We start from the raw sequence: 15,872 nt of genomic DNA on the forward strand, positions 1-15,872 counted from the left end.
GATCTCAAAGAAAAATATTTCAATAATAAAGATAATTAAGCGAAAATATGCTACCTCAAAACAATTATTGAGGATCTTTTACCGTGTCGACTTGAGGGATAGCAGACTGGTTAACCGAACCCGTCATAGTTGTGTAATCCACTTTATTCTGGAAAATTGATTGTGTCAGCTCGGCATCCTTACGATCACCCAACATAGGGACGAGGATGAGACCAAGCGCGATGGCAACGGAACCAAAAAGCAATACTATTCGCAAAACACCTGTCCCTGCTGATTGAGTAAGGTCGTTACGGTTTGTTTTTAAAGACTCTTGGTGGTGCATTATAATTACTCCAGAGTAACCGTCTGCCAGACTAAAAGTTACCTGTTAATAAGGATTTAACGCGCGACTTGGGTGCGACATTTTTGTCAAACAACGTAAAGAAATTGTTAAAGAAGAATGTCTTTCAAAATAGGTATAAGCGGTTTATCGGCAGGCGGCATCGGATAGTGATCAAGATTGGAAGCCGAAACCCATTTAAGGTTTTGTCCTTCGGCTCCCTTTGCTATTCCTTCATAACGTCTACAAATATAAAGCGGCATCAATAGATGGAATTTTTCGTAAGTGTGACTTGCAAAAGTCATCGGTGACAGACAAGTTTCATTTACAGTGATTTCCAACTCTTCATGAAGTTCGCGAATGAGAGCTTCTTCGGGCGTTTCCCCGGGCTCGATTTTTCCTCCGGGAAATTCCCATAATCCGGCCAGTGTCTTTCCCTTCGGGCGCTCTGCCAGTAACACGCGATTGTCGGCATCAATCAACGCGCAGGCGACGACAAGAAGAATAGGTTTTGAATTGGTCAAACGCCCGGTCTCCAATATTGATAATGGTAAATTGTTTTGAAACCTGCATCGGTATAAAGGCGCCATGCTGCACTGTTCAAAGTTTCCACCTGCAACCACAGACATTCAATGGGGACTTCAGCCGACTTCCGGCTGATCGTGCTGATCAGGCTTTGCAATGCTAGTCCGCCAAGGCCGCGCCCTCTCAAACCCGGAACGATTGCAAAATCGATAAGCCCGACCTGACCGAAATCGTTTACAGCAATGATATTGCCGATCACTTGACCATCACGGTCGAGTTCAAAAAATGAAGGCTTTCCTTTGATACGTTTTAAAAGCTTGAAATAAATCTCGGCATAGCGATTTTCATGGGTGTGGTTCAGCACAGTCAATTTGCTATAAGCTTCGACATCAATAGCTTTCAGTTTGACATCCGATCTAGAAATATGGGGAAGTGGTTTAAGAGCCATCACAGCCACATCTTTGAAATTTGCCCAACCGTTTTGCTTGAGTTCGTCGAAAAGCTCGAGCGGGGCAAGCGGTGTCATACGAAGTGGCCGCTTATACACGCCGTTGTCAAAACAGAGGTGTTTGACCCGTTCCCTCATATTTTTGTTATCATCAGGATCAAGCGGGGTCACCGAATTGATGCGGTCCGATGGAAAATCCGGCGTTGACCGGCAAGCCCAGACACCATCATAAAATTCTTTCTCTGTCGGCCACGCACGGGCAGAAAGTGCTTCAAGCCGGCGTATCTCGGCCAGAGTTGTACTCCGGCGATCCAAATTATCAACTTCTGTAGTCACCATTAATCTCGACATATTCTTTGGTCAAATCGCATGACCATATCGTTGCACAGCCATTACCCAAGCCAATATCGGCTTTAATGACTATATGGGAGCCTTTCATGTAGTTCGAGGCTTCCTCTTCACTATAACGGGGATCACGTTCGCCATCAACGGCCAAGCGGTGGGGGCCGAACCAGATTGACAATCGGTCGCGGTCGGCCTCCATTCCGGCTTTACCGACTGCCATAACCACGCGTCCCCAATTGGCATCTTCACCGGCGACTGCGGTTTTTACCAGTGGCGAATTGGCAATGGAACGGGCAATGGTTCTAGCCGCTTCATTTGTCGTTGCACCTTCGACTTTAACTTCGATAAGATGATGGGCTCCTTCACCGTCAGTGACGACTTGCAAAGAAAGCTCGTGCAGAATTTCATAAATGCCGTCGGCTAGAATTTTGTAACGCGGGTCATTTTTTTGATTGAGCGGTTTGGTGTTTCCCTCAGCTGTACCGGTAGCAAACAAAAGAAGGGTATCTGATGTCGAAGTATCACTATCAACTGTAATCGCATTGAAGGTATCGCGCACTTTATCGGATAATATATCCTGTAAAATTGCCGGATGCACGGGAGCATCTGTCACAATAAATGAAAGCATCGTTCCCATATCGGGGGCAATCATTCCGGCACCCTTGGCAATGCCGTTAATGATGATCGGGTGACCATCAAAATCGACGGTTCGCGTTGCAAGTTTCGGATACGTATCCGTTGTCATAATGGCTTTGACGGCTTCAAGCCATTTGTCTTCTTTGGCATTTTTTGCCATTTCAGGTAGCAAACCGGTAAAGCGCGAAGCATCCATTGGTTCACCAATAACGCCGGTGGATGCAAGATAGATTTCTTCCGGAGTAGCACCCAATGCCTCGGCTGCCGCTTTCGCCGTGGCATCCGTCGTTGCTATCCCTTTTTTGCCGGTAAATGCGTTGGCATTACCGGAATTAACAACAACGCCACGCGCCACCCCATGAGAAAGAATTTTTCTGCAATGATCGACAGGGGCAGACGGACATTTTGACCGAGTGAACACTCCGGCGACACTTGTTTCATTATCGAAAACAATAAACAGGAGGTCGGTACGGCCTTTATATTTGATATGCGCTTCGGCAGTATCGAGACGGACGCCTTTTATTAACGGCATTTCGGGATAAGCCTTTGGTGCAAGGGGAGAAATTTTGCCAACCATAGCAACCTCTTGAAAAATGGAAATTTAAAAAACAATAATGCCGGACAAAGCATTTGAAAAGCTAATTGTCCGGCATTTATCATAAAATCAAAAAGAAGCTTATTGGTCTTCTTCCTCGGGCTGTTCTCCGGGAAGATCACCCGTGTCGCTATCGGGCTTCTGCATCATTTTAGCGACATCTTCATCGGGATATTTGACGTCCATTTTTCCACGCAGATCACCAATCATTTTGACGTAGCGTTCGCGTGCAATCATATTACGAATACCGTCTTTGACATCGGCCAATGCAGGTGGCTGTTTTTCGCGACGGTCTTCAACCTTGATAATGTGCCAGCCGAACGGGCTTTCAACCGGTGTTTTTGTATATTCGCCAACTTTCAAAGCAAAGGCAGCGTCTTCAAACGGCTTGACCATTTGCCCACGGCTGAAGTAACCGACATCGCCACCTGTTGTAGCAGCCGATTTTTCGCTTGATTTTTCCTTGGCAACCTCGTCGAATTTCGCACCTTTATCGAGGCTTTTGATAATATCTTCAGCTTCTTTCTTGGTTTTTACCAGAATATGGCGGGCGCGAACTTCCTGTTCCTTGGGAAGACCAGCGATTTCCTTTTCGTAACGTGCTTTGACATCGTCATCGGTAATTTTATCAACAATGGAATTTTTGAAATAAAGCTGCTGAAGAACATTATCGCGCATAATAGCCATGCGTTTTTCGTATTCGGGTGTTTTGTCGAGCCCGTCTTTCAACGCTGCATCGGACAATGTCTTCATATCGACGTAAATTTTTAAAACGGTAATCCGGCGTTGTTGGTCGGGTAGACGGGCAAGTCCCGGATCAATGTCATTGGCCATGGCGTCAAGGTCGCCGGCAGTCACATTTTTGCCGTCGACGACAGCCATCACATGTGACGGATCAACCGGTTTTTCAGGCTGTGCTGCGGGTGCTCCTGAAGGATCCGGCAATTTGGGCTGGGCCGGAGTGGCAGCGTCCGGTGTGCTCTGTTGAGGTTGAGGAGCATTCTGTGCTGACGATGTCAGGCTGGTGCCAAGAAGCAGAGCCGACGACAGCAATAGGGTTAGGGGAATGGATTTCATAAACGGTCTCCTTGCGAACAGACAAGATGTTCTGGACTGAAATTTTGGTTAAATTCGGGACATTCATACCATGTTGTTTGACAAGTTGATAAAAATGTTTGGAATTTTGGGCAAAATTCACATCTTTTCTGTGGCTATTGTGATATTCGGGTGTTGTCCCACTTTCCAAAATATGTGCAAAGTGAGCCGAAACGGGTGTAAAATTTGGAAACTATGCGGTTTTTTATCCATATTTCTCATGGATATAAACTTCGGCCTCAATGTTGACAGAAAAAGTCGCGACACCTATCTGTGTCGTAAATATTGGGTATACTTCAGGTTTTAAGACTTTGTCGGCATTCTTGCAGCCATAGTCTGTTGCATGCTCTGCCGTTGAAGGTTAAAGCGTGTACGTCATTCAACCGGCGTTCATCAAGCGCCAGTAACTAACATCGGAAAGGACCAGAAATGGTCAGTTTAGGCGGCCTTGCGCGCAAATTATTCGGTTCGGCTTTTGAACGTCGGGTAAAATCTCTTCGCCCTAAAGTTGCAGAGATCAATGCACTCGAAGAACAATTCAAAAAATTGAGCGATAGTGAATTGCGGCAAAAAACCGATGAATACCGCGCAAGATTACAAAAGGGAGAAACACTTGATTCTCTTTTGCCAGAAGCTTTTGCAACTGCAAGAGAAGCTTCCAAGCGCGTTTTCGGTTTGCGACCGTTCGATGTCCAGCTTATTGGCGGTATTGTTTTGAATAATCGCGGCATTGCGGAAATGCGTACCGGTGAAGGTAAAACATTGATGGCAACCTTGCCGGTCTATCTCAACGCTTTGGAAGGCAAAGGGGTACACGTCGTCACGGTTAACGACTATCTGGCAAAACGCGATGCCGAAACAATGGGGAAGCTTTACGGTTTTCTTGGTCTTACAACCGGCGTTATTGTTCATGACCTTGATAACGACCAGCGTCGCGCTGCTTATGCCTGCGATATCACCTATGGCACCAACAATGAACTCGGCTTCGATTATCTGCGTGACAATATGACATTTGATCGTAGCCAGATGGTTCAGCGAGGACATCACTACGCGATTGTCGACGAAGTTGATTCTATTCTGATTGACGAAGCAAGAACGCCGCTTATCATTTCCGGACCTCTTGAAGATCGTACCGATTTCTATAAACAGATTGATACTTTTATTCCGCCGCTGAAGCCCGAAGATTATGAAATCGACGAAAAGCAGAAGACAGCAACTTTTACCGAAGTCGGTACAGAAAAAGTTGAAAAAATGCTTGCCGAGGCAGGGCTGTTAAAGGGGCACGGCCTTTATGACATCGAAAATGTCAAGATTGTGCATCACATCAACAATGCGTTGAAAGCCCATAAATTGTTTACGCGCGACAAAGATTATATTGTGCGTAACGGCGAAGTCATGATCATTGACGAATTTACCGGTCGTATGATGCCGGGGCGCCGCTATTCGGAAGGGCTTCATCAGGCTTTGGAAGCCAAGGAACATGTCGCTATCCAGCCGGAAAACCAGACACTTGCTTCAATCACTTTCCAGAACTATTTCCGCATGTATGACAAATTGGCCGGTATGACCGGTACTGCGGCAACCGAAGCGGAAGAATTCGGCAATATTTATGGCCTCGAGGTTATCGAAATTCCGACCAACCTGCCGGTCAAACGTATCGACGAGAATGACGAGGTCTATCGCACTGTCGAAGAAAAATATCAGGCAATTGTTCGTGATATCCGTGCCTCCCACGAACGCGGGCAGCCTATTCTGGTTGGTACTACATCAATCGAGAAATCCGAACATCTGGCTGATCGTCTGCGCAAAGACGGCATTACCGGTTTTAATGTATTGAATGCCCGTTATCACGAACAGGAAGCTTATATCGTGGCACAGGCCGGAGTGCCCGGTGCAATTACAATTGCAACTAATATGGCAGGTCGCGGTACCGATATCCAGCTTGGCGGCAATGTCGATATGCGTGTTGAACAGGAATTGAAAGATGTTCCTGAAGGTCCCGAACGCGAAGCAAAAATTGCGGCAATTAAAGAAGATGTTGCAAAATTGAAGGAAAAGGCACTTGCCGCCGGTGGCCTTTACGTTCTGGCGACAGAACGCCATGAAAGCCGGCGTATTGATAACCAGTTGCGTGGTCGTTCAGGTCGTCAGGGTGACCCCGGACGGTCGAAATTCTATCTGTCATTACAAGATGATCTTATGCGCATTTTCGGTTCCAACCGCATGGACGGAATGCTCCAAAAACTCGGCCTGAAAGAAGGCGAGGCAATTACCCACCCGTGGATTAACAAGGCACTCGAAAAAGCGCAGAAAAAGGTCGAGGCGCGCAATTACGAAATTCGTAAAAATCTCCTGAAATATGACGATGTCATGAATGACCAGAGAAAAGTTATTTTTGAACAACGTATGGAGGTTATGGATTCGGAAGATCTGACAGATATGATCGCAGAAATGCGCGATGAAGTTATAGAGGATCTCGTTGAAAAATACGTGCCGCATGGAACTTATTCCGAACAATGGGATGCTGTCGGACTGCGTGACCAATTACGAGAATTGTTCAACCTCGATTTACCGGTTGAAGATTGGGCAAAAGAAGAAGGCATTGCCGAAGAACAGATATTGGAACGCGTCAAGAAAGCGATGGACGAAAGGGCAAAAGAGCGTGCGGAACGGTTCGGCCCGGAAGTCATGGCCTATTTCCGCAAAGCTATGTTGCTTGAAAGTATTGATACATTATGGCGTGAACATCTGGTCAATCTTGACCATTTGCGTTCTGTCGTCGGATTCCGCGGTTATGGTCAGCGTGATCCGCTCAACGAATATAAAACTGAATCTTTCGAACTCTTTCAGGCAATGCTTTCCAATTTGCGGCGTGACGTGGTTTCCAAACTTATGCGCTTTGAAATCGTTGAACAGCCGAGCGAACCGGCTCCGCTTCCGGAAATGCATGCTGATCATCCGGAATTTAACGGTCAGGACGACGCTGATGGCCTGGTTTCGGTTAGCGCGCAGGACGACACTGTCGTTGCACCATCCAAACGTGATCCGAAAGATCCGACAACATGGGGGAAAGTCGGACGTAACGAACTTTGTCCCTGTGGGTCAGGTAAAAAATACAAACACTGCCATGGATCGTTTGTTTAAACGATAAAACAGTATCGCCTTTCTAATTTGTGCTACATAAGATAAAAATTCCGGTTACAAAAAATCGGAATTTATTCGCTCGACATTCTGAAAATTTAAATTGACGCAAAATTGCGTCTATTTGTGCTTGTAGCAAATTTTTGTAATGGTTGGAAAATATGAATAAATATTTGAAAGCCGGATTGGTCAAAAAGAGTTTTATTTAAAACGTGGTGCAAGCTTAACTTGTCCGGTTATTTTAGGTTACATTCAGGGGTTTTAATAAACTTATATGCAAGTTATAAAATCTGAATGAAAAACTCTTTTTTCTTTTACGCAATTAGATGAACGGTTCAGTAGTTATCATGGAAGATAAGCCCGATTATGAAAAAGAATTACGCAAAAGCGGCCTCAGAATTACGAGGCAACGGCGTATTATTCTTGGTCTTCTTAATAATAATCTGGATCACCCGAACGCGTTCGAGCTTTTCAAACGTGCGAGTGAAAAAGATCCAACGATTTCGTTGTCAACGGTCTACCGTACAATGAAGGCTCTGGAAGAAGTCGGAGCAATCGAACGGCACGAGTTTGAAGGCGGGCCATCCCGTTTTGAACAGAAAGATCGCGAGCATCACGACCACCTCATTGATATCGACACCGGCGATGTTATTGAATTCCGCTCCGACCTGATTGAAAAATTGCAAGAAGAAATTGCCCATTCATTAGGCTATGACATTATTCATCATCGCTTTGAACTTTATGGGAAGAAACGCAAGCGCTAGATGAGAGGTTTGTCTTTAAAAAACGTGTTCATCTCAAGATGAATGGTGCAAAAAGACGCTTGTTTTTCAAATTCACGTCGAGCAAATGCCGTTTTGGCATTGGCAAGCAGCTTGTGGTGCATTATCAAAGATTTGACCGGTCTTAGTCAGTGATCGGAACGATTGATCCATATAAATATATAGGCCTTTGAAAAATATGGTTGCATTACCGCAAGAGCGTATGAATCAACTCGAAAAGCATTTCGAGATGATCGAAAGTGAAATGGCGAATAATCCGGATGCCGAGACCTATGTAAAACTCGCCTCGGAATATTCCGAATTGCAACCTGTTGTCGGTCTGATACGCGAACTTAATAAAGCTCATCATGAAGCAAATGACCTTGAAGCCATGTTGAAAGATCATTCAATTGATCCGGAAATGCGTGGTCTTGCCGAAGAAGAACTTCCCGGCATGAAAGACAAAATTGCAAAATTGGAACATGATGTTCAAATCGAGCTATTGCCGAAAGATGCTGCTGACGAAAAAAGTGCAATTTTGGAAATACGTGCAGGTACCGGCGGGTCGGAGGCTGCTCTTTTTGCAGGTGATCTTTTTCGCATGTATGAACGTTATGCGAGTTTGCACGGTTGGAAAGTGGAAGTGGTTTCCGCAAGCGAAGGGGATGTCGGAGGCTATAAAGAAATTATCGCTTCTGTCACAGGAAAGAGCGTGTTTTCGAGGTTGAAATTCGAGTCGGGTGTGCACCGTGTTCAACGTGTTCCGGAAACGGAAGCCGGTGGGCGCATTCATACCTCGGCGGCAACCGTTGCGGTTTTACCTGAAGCGGAGGAAATTGATGTCGAAATCAAACCGGAAGATATAAGGATTGATACAATGCGGGCATCAGGCGCTGGTGGCCAGCATGTCAACACAACAGATTCCGCTGTGCGTATCACTCACCTGCCAACCGGTATTATGGTTGTGCAGGCCGAAAAATCCCAACACCAGAACCGCGCACGCGCGATGCAAATTTTACGGGCACGACTTTATGATCTGGAGCGACAAAAGGCCGACAGTGAACGCTCTGCTTCCCGTAAAAGTCAGGTCGGTTCGGGAGACCGTTCCGAGCGCATTAGAACTTATAATTTTCCGCAAGGTCGTGTGACAGATCACCGGATAAATCTTACGCTCTATAAGCTTGACAGAGTTATGGAAGGTGAACTTGACGAGTTGATTGACGCATTAATTGCCGATCATCAGGCGAGTTTGCTTGCAGAACTCGGCAATAACGGCTGATTATGGCAAGTCTTTCTGACGTTTTGAAAAAAACAAGAAAACTGTTTCGCAACAGAAAATTGGACAATGCCGATCTTGATGCTCGCCTACTGGTCGAGTTTTTCACATCGACGACGCGAAAGGATGAAATCCTCAATGCCGATTTTCAAGTGAGCGAAGACGCCTTGCAACGGCTTGATAAGGCAATTGTTGAACGTCTGAATGGTAAGCCGGTCTACCGGATTATCGGAAAACGGGAATTTTACGGGATAGAATTTCATCTGTCCGCTGATACTCTTGAACCAAGAGATGATACAGAAGCGCTTGTCGATCTGGTGTTCCCGGAAATTCGCTCTATTGCTGATCGGTACGAGGAAGCCGAAATTGTCGATATGGGAACTGGAACAGGGGCCATTGCAATTGCTCTTCTGGCAAATGTTGACGGGCTTAAGGCAACGGCTGTCGATATCAGCGAGGACGCCTTAAAAACAGCATCATTGAACGCGGAAAGCGCAAGAGTAGCAGATCGTTTCAGCTCATTAAAAAGCGACTGGTTTTCTGGTTTGTCAGGAAAGTTCGATATGATTATATCGAACCCGCCCTATATTCCGGAAAGCGAAATTTCCATCCTTGCAACCGAGGTGAAAAAATATGACCCGCTCAGAGCCTTGTCCGGCGGAAAAGACGGACTTCAATTTTATCGGAAGCTCGCCGAAGAAAGCCGACCATTTTTGAAACCGCATGGAATGATTGCGGTTGAAATTGGCAAAGGTCAGGAAAAAGACGTGATTGCTCTTTTTTCAGAGAATGGTTTTGAATTGAAAAAGACGCGCAAAGACTTGAATGGTATTTTGCGCGCCTTGTTGTTTTGCTGACCGTGAAACTCACGTTCTTAGCATTTGCTTCATTTTTCTATAGCAATGAAAAATTTAAGCCAGTTCACGGCGCCGTAACAAATAGCAGAATATAAATGCAATGATGACGAGCGTGCCGGTAAAGGCGATGACCATGTCCCAGCCGCCATGGAACCAGAACCAGCCGCCAAAAGCACCGATGAAGCTCGATCCCATGTAGTAGAACAGAAGGTAAAGTGCTGTCGCATGCCCTTTTGCTCCAACTGCAATGCGCCCAACCCAACTGCTTGCCACCGCATGAGCGGAGAAAAAACCGATTGTTACGCACACGATACCGACAATAAACCAGAACAGACTGTTAGTGAGGGTCAAAATCAGCCCTAAAGCCAGAATCGCAACGGAAATGAACAATAGCGAGCTGCGGTGATATTTATTGGTCAGGTTCCCGGCAATCGGCGAAACGATAATACCTGAAACATAACTCAGGAAGATAAAGCCGATCTCAGTCGGGCTAAGGAAGAACGGTGCTCCGCTCATACGAAAGCCGGTATAGTTCAAAATCGCAACGAAATCACCGAACACCAAAGCGATGAAAAGATAAATGTAAAGCAACCGTATCGAGCCGATATGGCCTATCCATGCTCTTATGTGGTGATGGATATTGATGCCGTGTACGGCGACGAAGTTCTTGGATGGTGGCAACAGAAAATAGAACGCAATGGCTGCAATCAAATCGATAATACCGATAATAGCCAACGCCCATTGCCAATTGAACCACTCGATAAGGCTGCCCATACCAACCCGGCCCATCATGCCGCCGAATGCCGTACCACCGACATAAAGCCCCATGATTTTTCCGAATCCTCGTGGTGCAATTTCTTCGGCAAGGTAGGCCATCGCAACGGCCGGCACGCCCCCTAAGAGAATGCCTTCCAACGCACGTGCGACAAGAAGCCAATGCCAGCTCGACGCAAAAGCTGCGACTATGTTCAGAACAGAAGCACCGATCATCGATGCGGTCATCAAACCGCGGCGGCCGAGCGCTTCGGAAAAAGCACTTGAAAGAAGAATGGAAAAGGCGAGAAAGCCCGTTGATATAGAAAGCGCCAACGAACTGTTCGCTGGCGTTATATGATAGTGGTTTGCGAAAGATGGTAGTAGTGGCTGAACGCAATAAAGAAGAGAAAAAGTTGCGAAGCCGGCAAAAAACATTGCCACGCTTATGCGCTTATATAAAGTCGTTCCGCTTTGTACACCAGGTTCAGCCTTAGTGGCTGTTGAGGTAGTCATTTTATACTCCGAGTATCTACCTCCCCCCGATTAACTCTCCGCTATTATGGCGGGTGGCTCTAATGTAATTTCATAAAAATCTAAATTCAATTTATATAATTGAACCGTCAACAAAAAGTGACATTGTAAAAGGGAAATTTGCGTGATCCCTTTTTCGCAAAACGCGTAAAAATTGTATATAATCTGACTTGGCTTTTTAAAACATATTGACGCAAATTTCATGAGTGATACTAGATATTGTGTTCAGGGTTCTCTTTGATTCGAATTTTGAGATTCGAAATCGGATGAAAGAGCTAAGAGGGAATTCGGTAATTTATTAGAAAGCCGAAGCTGCCCCCGCAACTGTAAATGGTAAGTCAGAACCGTATGCCACTGGGGTCACCCGGGAAGGTGGTTTTGGCGCTTCAAGCCATGAGCCAGGAGACCTGCCTTGAATTGAATGTCAACAGACGGGGTGTTCTGGTTATGGCCTTTCCGGCCGTGTTTTGTGCGGATGTGGGCTTAGCCATATCCCCCACATTGCTTCGGGAAGGAAGTTTTATGTTCAAGATTCTTAATCATTTTTCCTGACCGGCTGAAGTTTGCCTTATCGGCGCAACTTTTAAAAAACGTCTCTTATGCTGCTTTCTCAAGGAAGAAAGCAGGCGGGACTTTGCAACCAAAAATCAGGAAAAATCATGACAATTACAATTTACAGCCGACCATCTTGCGTACAATGCAAAGCAACATACAAGGCATTGGATAATAAACATATTTCTTACGATATTGTGGATATTTCCAAAGATGCGGAGGCTTTATCCTATATCGAAAGTTTGGGTTATAAAATGTTGCCGGTGGTTATTGCCGGAAACAATCACTGGGCCGGTTTCCAACCTGATAAAATAAACGGGCTCGAATGATATGGCACTTCTTGTTTATTATTCGAGTGCCACCGGCAATACCGATTATTTTGTGCAACAAATCGGTGAACCGTCTTTAAGACTTTTCAAAAAAACGGCAATTCCGAAAGTGGTTGAACCTTATGTTCTGGTGGTACCGACTTACGCCGGTGCCAAAGGCGATGGGGCAGTGCCTAAAACCGTTATCAATTTTCTCAATGATCAAGAAAACCGGCAATTTCTTAAAGGCGTTATTGCTGGCGGCAATCGTAATTTCGGCTGGGCTTATGCGCTTGCCGGAAAAGTCATTTCTCAAAAGTGTCGTGTGCCCTGGCTTTATAGTTTCGAGCTCAGGGGGACAACAGAAGACGTGAACCTTGTCAGACAAGGATTAGGAAAATTATGGAAACAGATAGCGCAGAAAAAACAGAAACTTTAGATAGTGACAAAAATTATCATTCCCAAAATGATCATTCCCAAAATTATCACTCATTGAATGCAATGCTCAATCTTTTTGACGATAACGGGCTTATCCAGTTCGATAAAGACCGTGAAGCCGTGCGGCAATATTTTTTGCAGCACGTCAATCAGAATACGGTATTTTTCCATGATCTTGAAGAGAAGATCGATTACCTCGTGCGTGAAGGATATTACGAAAAAGCCGTTTTCGATTGTTACGACTTTGCTTTTATAAAAAAAGTTTTCAAACGTGCCTATGCGTTCAAATTCCGCTTTCCCACGTTTTTGGGTGCCTTCAAATATTATACGAGCTACACGCTCAAGACCTTCGACGGGAAAAGATATCTCGAACGTTACGAAGATCGTGTCGTTATGGTGGCGTTGACACTTGCACGAGGCGACAAGAAATTTTGTGAAAAACTTGTCGATGAAATGATGACCGGCCGCTTTCAACCTGCAACGCCAACATTTCTCAATGCCGGCAAAAAACAGCGCGGCGAACTTGTTTCCTGTTTTCTTCTGCGGGTTGAAGACAATATGGAGTCGATCGGTCGTGCAATCAATTCTTCTTTGCAATTGTCCAAGCGCGGTGGTGGGGTCGCTTTGTGTCTCACCAATATCAGAGAACGAGGCGCACCGATCAAAAAAATACAAAACCAGTCGTCCGGTATTGTGCCGGTCATGAAACTTCTTGAAGATGCATTTTCTTACGCCAATCAATTGGGCGCAAGGCAGGGGGCAGGGGCGGTTTATTTAAGTGCCCATCACCCCGATATTATGCGTTTTCTGGATACCAAGCGGGAAAATGCCGACGAAAAAATTCGCATTAAAACGCTCTCCCTTGGTGTGGTCATCCCTGATATTACTTTCGAGCTTGCGCGCAATAACGAGGATATGTACCTCTTTTCACCCTATGATGTAGAAAGGGTCACGGGCAAAGCTTTATCCGACATATCTTTGAGCGAACATTATCGTAAATTTGTTGATGACCCGCGCATCACCAAGAAAAAAATCAATGCCCGCGATTTTTTTCAAACTCTGGCCGAAATCCAGTTTGAATCGGGTTATCCCTATATTGTGTTCGAAGATGCGGTCAATCGCGCTAACCCCATTGCCGGACGCATCAATATGAGCAATCTTTGCTCCGAAATTCTTCAGGTCAATGAGCCGAGCACATTGAATGCCGATTTGAGCTATCGTCACATCGGTAACGATATTTCGTGCAATCTCGGTTCGCTCAATATCGCTCAAGCCTTCCAGTCCAACGATTTCGGAAAAACGGTTGAAACAGCGGTCCGGGCTTTAACAGCGGTTTCCGAAATGAGCGATATTGTCTGTGTACCATCCATTGAAAAGGGCAATCGCGAGGCGCACGCTATCGGCCTCGGTCAAATGAATTTGCATGGCTTTCTTGCCAAGGAGCATATTTATTATGGCTCTCCGGAAGCACTCGATTTCACCAATCTCTATTTTTATACAGTTGCCTATCATGCATTGAGAAGCTCGAACCTTATTGCCAAAGAAAAGGGCAAAACATTTCAAGGTTTTGAACAATCAGCCTATGCCGATGGGCGTGCGTTTAGAAAATATCTTACTCAAAAGTTCGAGCCGGAAACACAACGCATTAAAAAGCTTTTTGCCGATCGCCATTTCATAATTCCCAATGTGAAAGACTGGCAGGAGCTTGAGCAATCGGTAAAAAAATGGGGGCTTTACAACCGTTATTTACAGGCGGTTCCGCCCACCGGCTCGATTTCCTATATCAATAATGCCACAGCGTCCATTCACCCGATTGTTGCAAAAATAGAAATACGCAAAGAAGGCAAGATCGGTCGGGTTTATTATCCGGCACCTTATATGACCAATGATAATCTTGAATATTATCAGGACGCCTATGAAATAGGTCCTGAAAAGATCATTGATACTTATGCCGCAGCCGGTCAACATGTCGATCAGGGCTTGTCATTAACGCTGTTCTTTCCGGATACTGCCACGACGCGCGATATCAACAAAGCGCAAATCTACGCGTGGAAGAAAAAACTCAAAACCATCTATTATGTACGGCTACGCCAAAAGGCCTTGAGCGGGACCGAAGTCGAAACCTGTGTTTCCTGTAGCCTTTAAGGATAAATTTCTGATGCTAACAAACTATTTAAAAACCATTCCGGCTATCAACTGGAATAAGATTGAAGACGAAAAAGATCTCGAGGTCTGGAACAGATTGACAGGAAATTTCTGGCTTCCTGAAAAAGTACCGCTTTCCAATGATGTCTCGTCATGGGCAAGTTTGACACCAGAAGAACAGCAATTGACCATCCGCGTATTCACCGGACTTACTCTTCTTGACACAATGCAAAATTTTGTTGGCGCCATTTCGCTTTTGCCGGATGCAATCACTCCGCACGAGGAAGCGGTGCTCACCAACATTGCTTTTATGGAAGCAGTCCATGCCCGTTCCTATTCGTCAATTTTTTCGACGTTATGCCTGACAAAGGATGTCGACGAAGCCTATCGCTGGTCGGAAGACAATGCTTGTCTCCAGAAAAAGGCGGCACTCGTTCTTGATTATTATAATGGCAGTGATGCTTTGAAGCGAAAAATTGCTTCGGTTTTTCTGGAAAGCTTTTTGTTTTATTCCGGCTTTTATTTGCCGATGTATTGGTCAAGTCGGGCAAAACTTACCAATACTGCCGACCTTATCAGGCTGATCATTCGTGATGAGGCGGTGCATGGTTATTATATCGGTTACAAATTTCAAATCGGCTTCAACAAACTTCCTCAAAGCAAGCAGAATGAAATCAGGGATTTTACCTATACGCTTTTAATGGAGCTTTACGACATAGAAACAAAATATACCGAACAGCTTTATGACGGAGTAAATTTGAGCGAAGAAGTGAAGGTATTTTTACACTATAACGCGAATAAGGCATTAATGAATCTGGGATTTGAGCCTCTGTTTCCTCCAGATATTTGCAAAGTCAATCCGGCCATTCTTTCAGCTCTTTCACCGAATGCAGATGAAAACCATGATTTCTTTTCAGGCTCCGGTTCATCTTATGTGATCGGTAAAGCGGTAGCGACAGAAGACGCTGATTGGGATTTTTAAAACTTTAAAGAAAAACAGAAGAGAAGAGTGCTCCTCTTCTCTTCTTAAAGAAAATGCAACACGCAATTTGCCAAAACGTAATGCCCATTAAAATCTATGGACAACGAAACTAATCACTAGCGCCGCGGCAAATATTGGGCACCAAAGCTGCCGCCTCATCAG

The 15,872-nt window shown here is 45.2% G+C and carries 14 protein-coding genes and 1 riboswitch; of the genes, 8 read left to right on the top strand and 6 right to left on the bottom strand.

Annotation, left to right across the window (positions count from 1 at the left end; genetic code table 11):
• Positions 1-64: 64 nt before the first annotated feature.
• From H3V14_RS06430 to H3V14_RS06450, 5 genes are all read right to left on the bottom strand, one after another.
• A complete protein-coding gene (locus tag H3V14_RS06430) occupies positions 65-322 on the bottom strand; it encodes a hypothetical protein (RefSeq protein WP_075870211.1) in 258 nt (85 codons plus the stop codon).
• A 107-nt stretch (positions 323-429) separates the two neighbouring features.
• Positions 430-843, bottom strand: a complete 414-nt coding sequence (gene mutT / locus H3V14_RS06435) for an 8-oxo-dGTP diphosphatase MutT (protein WP_075870435.1) — start codon at positions 841-843, stop codon at positions 430-432.
• Positions 840-1,631 carry a GNAT family N-acetyltransferase gene (locus tag H3V14_RS06440; protein WP_198227414.1) on the bottom strand — a complete coding sequence of 264 codons (792 nt, stop codon included), beginning with the start codon at positions 1,629-1,631 and terminating at the stop codon, positions 840-842. The genes mutT and H3V14_RS06440 overlap by 4 nt, the downstream gene beginning before the upstream one ends.
• Positions 1,612-2,850, bottom strand: coding sequence for a bifunctional glutamate N-acetyltransferase/amino-acid acetyltransferase ArgJ (gene argJ, locus H3V14_RS06445; protein ID WP_198227416.1), 1,239 nt, complete (start codon positions 2,848-2,850; stop codon positions 1,612-1,614). The genes H3V14_RS06440 and argJ overlap by 20 nt, the downstream gene beginning before the upstream one ends.
• A 99-nt stretch (positions 2,851-2,949) precedes the next feature.
• Complete coding sequence (locus H3V14_RS06450) at positions 2,950-3,945, bottom strand: peptidylprolyl isomerase (protein ID WP_198227418.1); 996 nt, start codon at positions 3,943-3,945, stop codon at positions 2,950-2,952.
• A 447-nt stretch (positions 3,946-4,392) separates the two neighbouring features.
• Here H3V14_RS06450 and secA point away from each other — a divergent pair, with 447 nt between their 5' ends.
• From secA to prmC, 4 genes are all read left to right on the top strand, one after another.
• A complete protein-coding gene (secA, locus tag H3V14_RS06455; protein ID WP_198227420.1) occupies positions 4,393-7,107 on the top strand; it encodes a preprotein translocase subunit SecA in 2,715 nt (904 codons plus the stop codon).
• 344 nt (positions 7,108-7,451) lie between these two features.
• A complete protein-coding gene (locus H3V14_RS06460; protein WP_075870434.1) occupies positions 7,452-7,868 on the top strand; it encodes a Fur family transcriptional regulator in 417 nt (138 codons plus the stop codon).
• A gap of 196 nt (positions 7,869-8,064) precedes the next feature.
• Positions 8,065-9,144 carry a peptide chain release factor 1 gene (gene prfA / locus H3V14_RS06465; protein WP_198227422.1) on the top strand — a complete coding sequence of 360 codons (1,080 nt, stop codon included), beginning with the start codon at positions 8,065-8,067 and terminating at the stop codon, positions 9,142-9,144.
• Between the two features lie 2 nt (positions 9,145-9,146).
• Positions 9,147-9,998, top strand: a complete 852-nt coding sequence (gene prmC, locus H3V14_RS06470; protein WP_371809446.1) for a peptide chain release factor N(5)-glutamine methyltransferase — start codon at positions 9,147-9,149, stop codon at positions 9,996-9,998.
• A gap of 54 nt (positions 9,999-10,052) precedes the next feature.
• On the opposite strand, the gene H3V14_RS06475 is transcribed toward prmC, so the two are convergent.
• Positions 10,053-11,267 carry an MFS transporter gene (locus H3V14_RS06475; RefSeq protein ID WP_075916065.1) on the bottom strand — a complete coding sequence of 405 codons (1,215 nt, stop codon included), beginning with the start codon at positions 11,265-11,267 and terminating at the stop codon, positions 10,053-10,055.
• Between the two features lie 229 nt (positions 11,268-11,496).
• Positions 11,497-11,715: riboswitch (cobalamin riboswitch) on the top strand.
• Between the two features lie 229 nt (positions 11,716-11,944).
• On the opposite strand from H3V14_RS06475, the gene nrdH reads away from it, so the two are divergent.
• From nrdH to nrdF, 4 genes are all read left to right on the top strand, one after another.
• Positions 11,945-12,166 carry a glutaredoxin-like protein NrdH gene (nrdH, locus tag H3V14_RS06480; RefSeq protein ID WP_075870203.1) on the top strand — a complete coding sequence of 74 codons (222 nt, stop codon included), beginning with the start codon at positions 11,945-11,947 and terminating at the stop codon, positions 12,164-12,166.
• A 1-nt stretch (position 12,167) separates the two neighbouring features.
• On the top strand, positions 12,168-12,584 hold the full coding sequence (gene nrdI / locus H3V14_RS06485) for a class Ib ribonucleoside-diphosphate reductase assembly flavoprotein NrdI (RefSeq protein WP_198227424.1): 417 nt from the start codon (positions 12,168-12,170) through the stop codon (positions 12,582-12,584).
• Positions 12,585-12,646: 62 nt separating this feature from the next.
• On the top strand, positions 12,647-14,728 hold the full coding sequence (gene nrdE, locus H3V14_RS06490) for a class 1b ribonucleoside-diphosphate reductase subunit alpha (RefSeq protein ID WP_246785098.1): 2,082 nt from the start codon (positions 12,647-12,649) through the stop codon (positions 14,726-14,728).
• Between the two features lie 13 nt (positions 14,729-14,741).
• Positions 14,742-15,710 (top strand): class 1b ribonucleoside-diphosphate reductase subunit beta, encoded by a 969-nt coding sequence (gene nrdF, locus H3V14_RS06495; protein ID WP_198213380.1) that lies wholly within the window; start codon positions 14,742-14,744, stop codon positions 15,708-15,710.
• The last annotated feature ends 162 nt before the right edge of the window (positions 15,711-15,872 follow it).

This window comes from Bartonella sp. W8151 (assembly GCF_016100385.1).
Lineage (GTDB): Bacteria > Pseudomonadota > Alphaproteobacteria > Rhizobiales > Rhizobiaceae > Bartonella > Bartonella apis.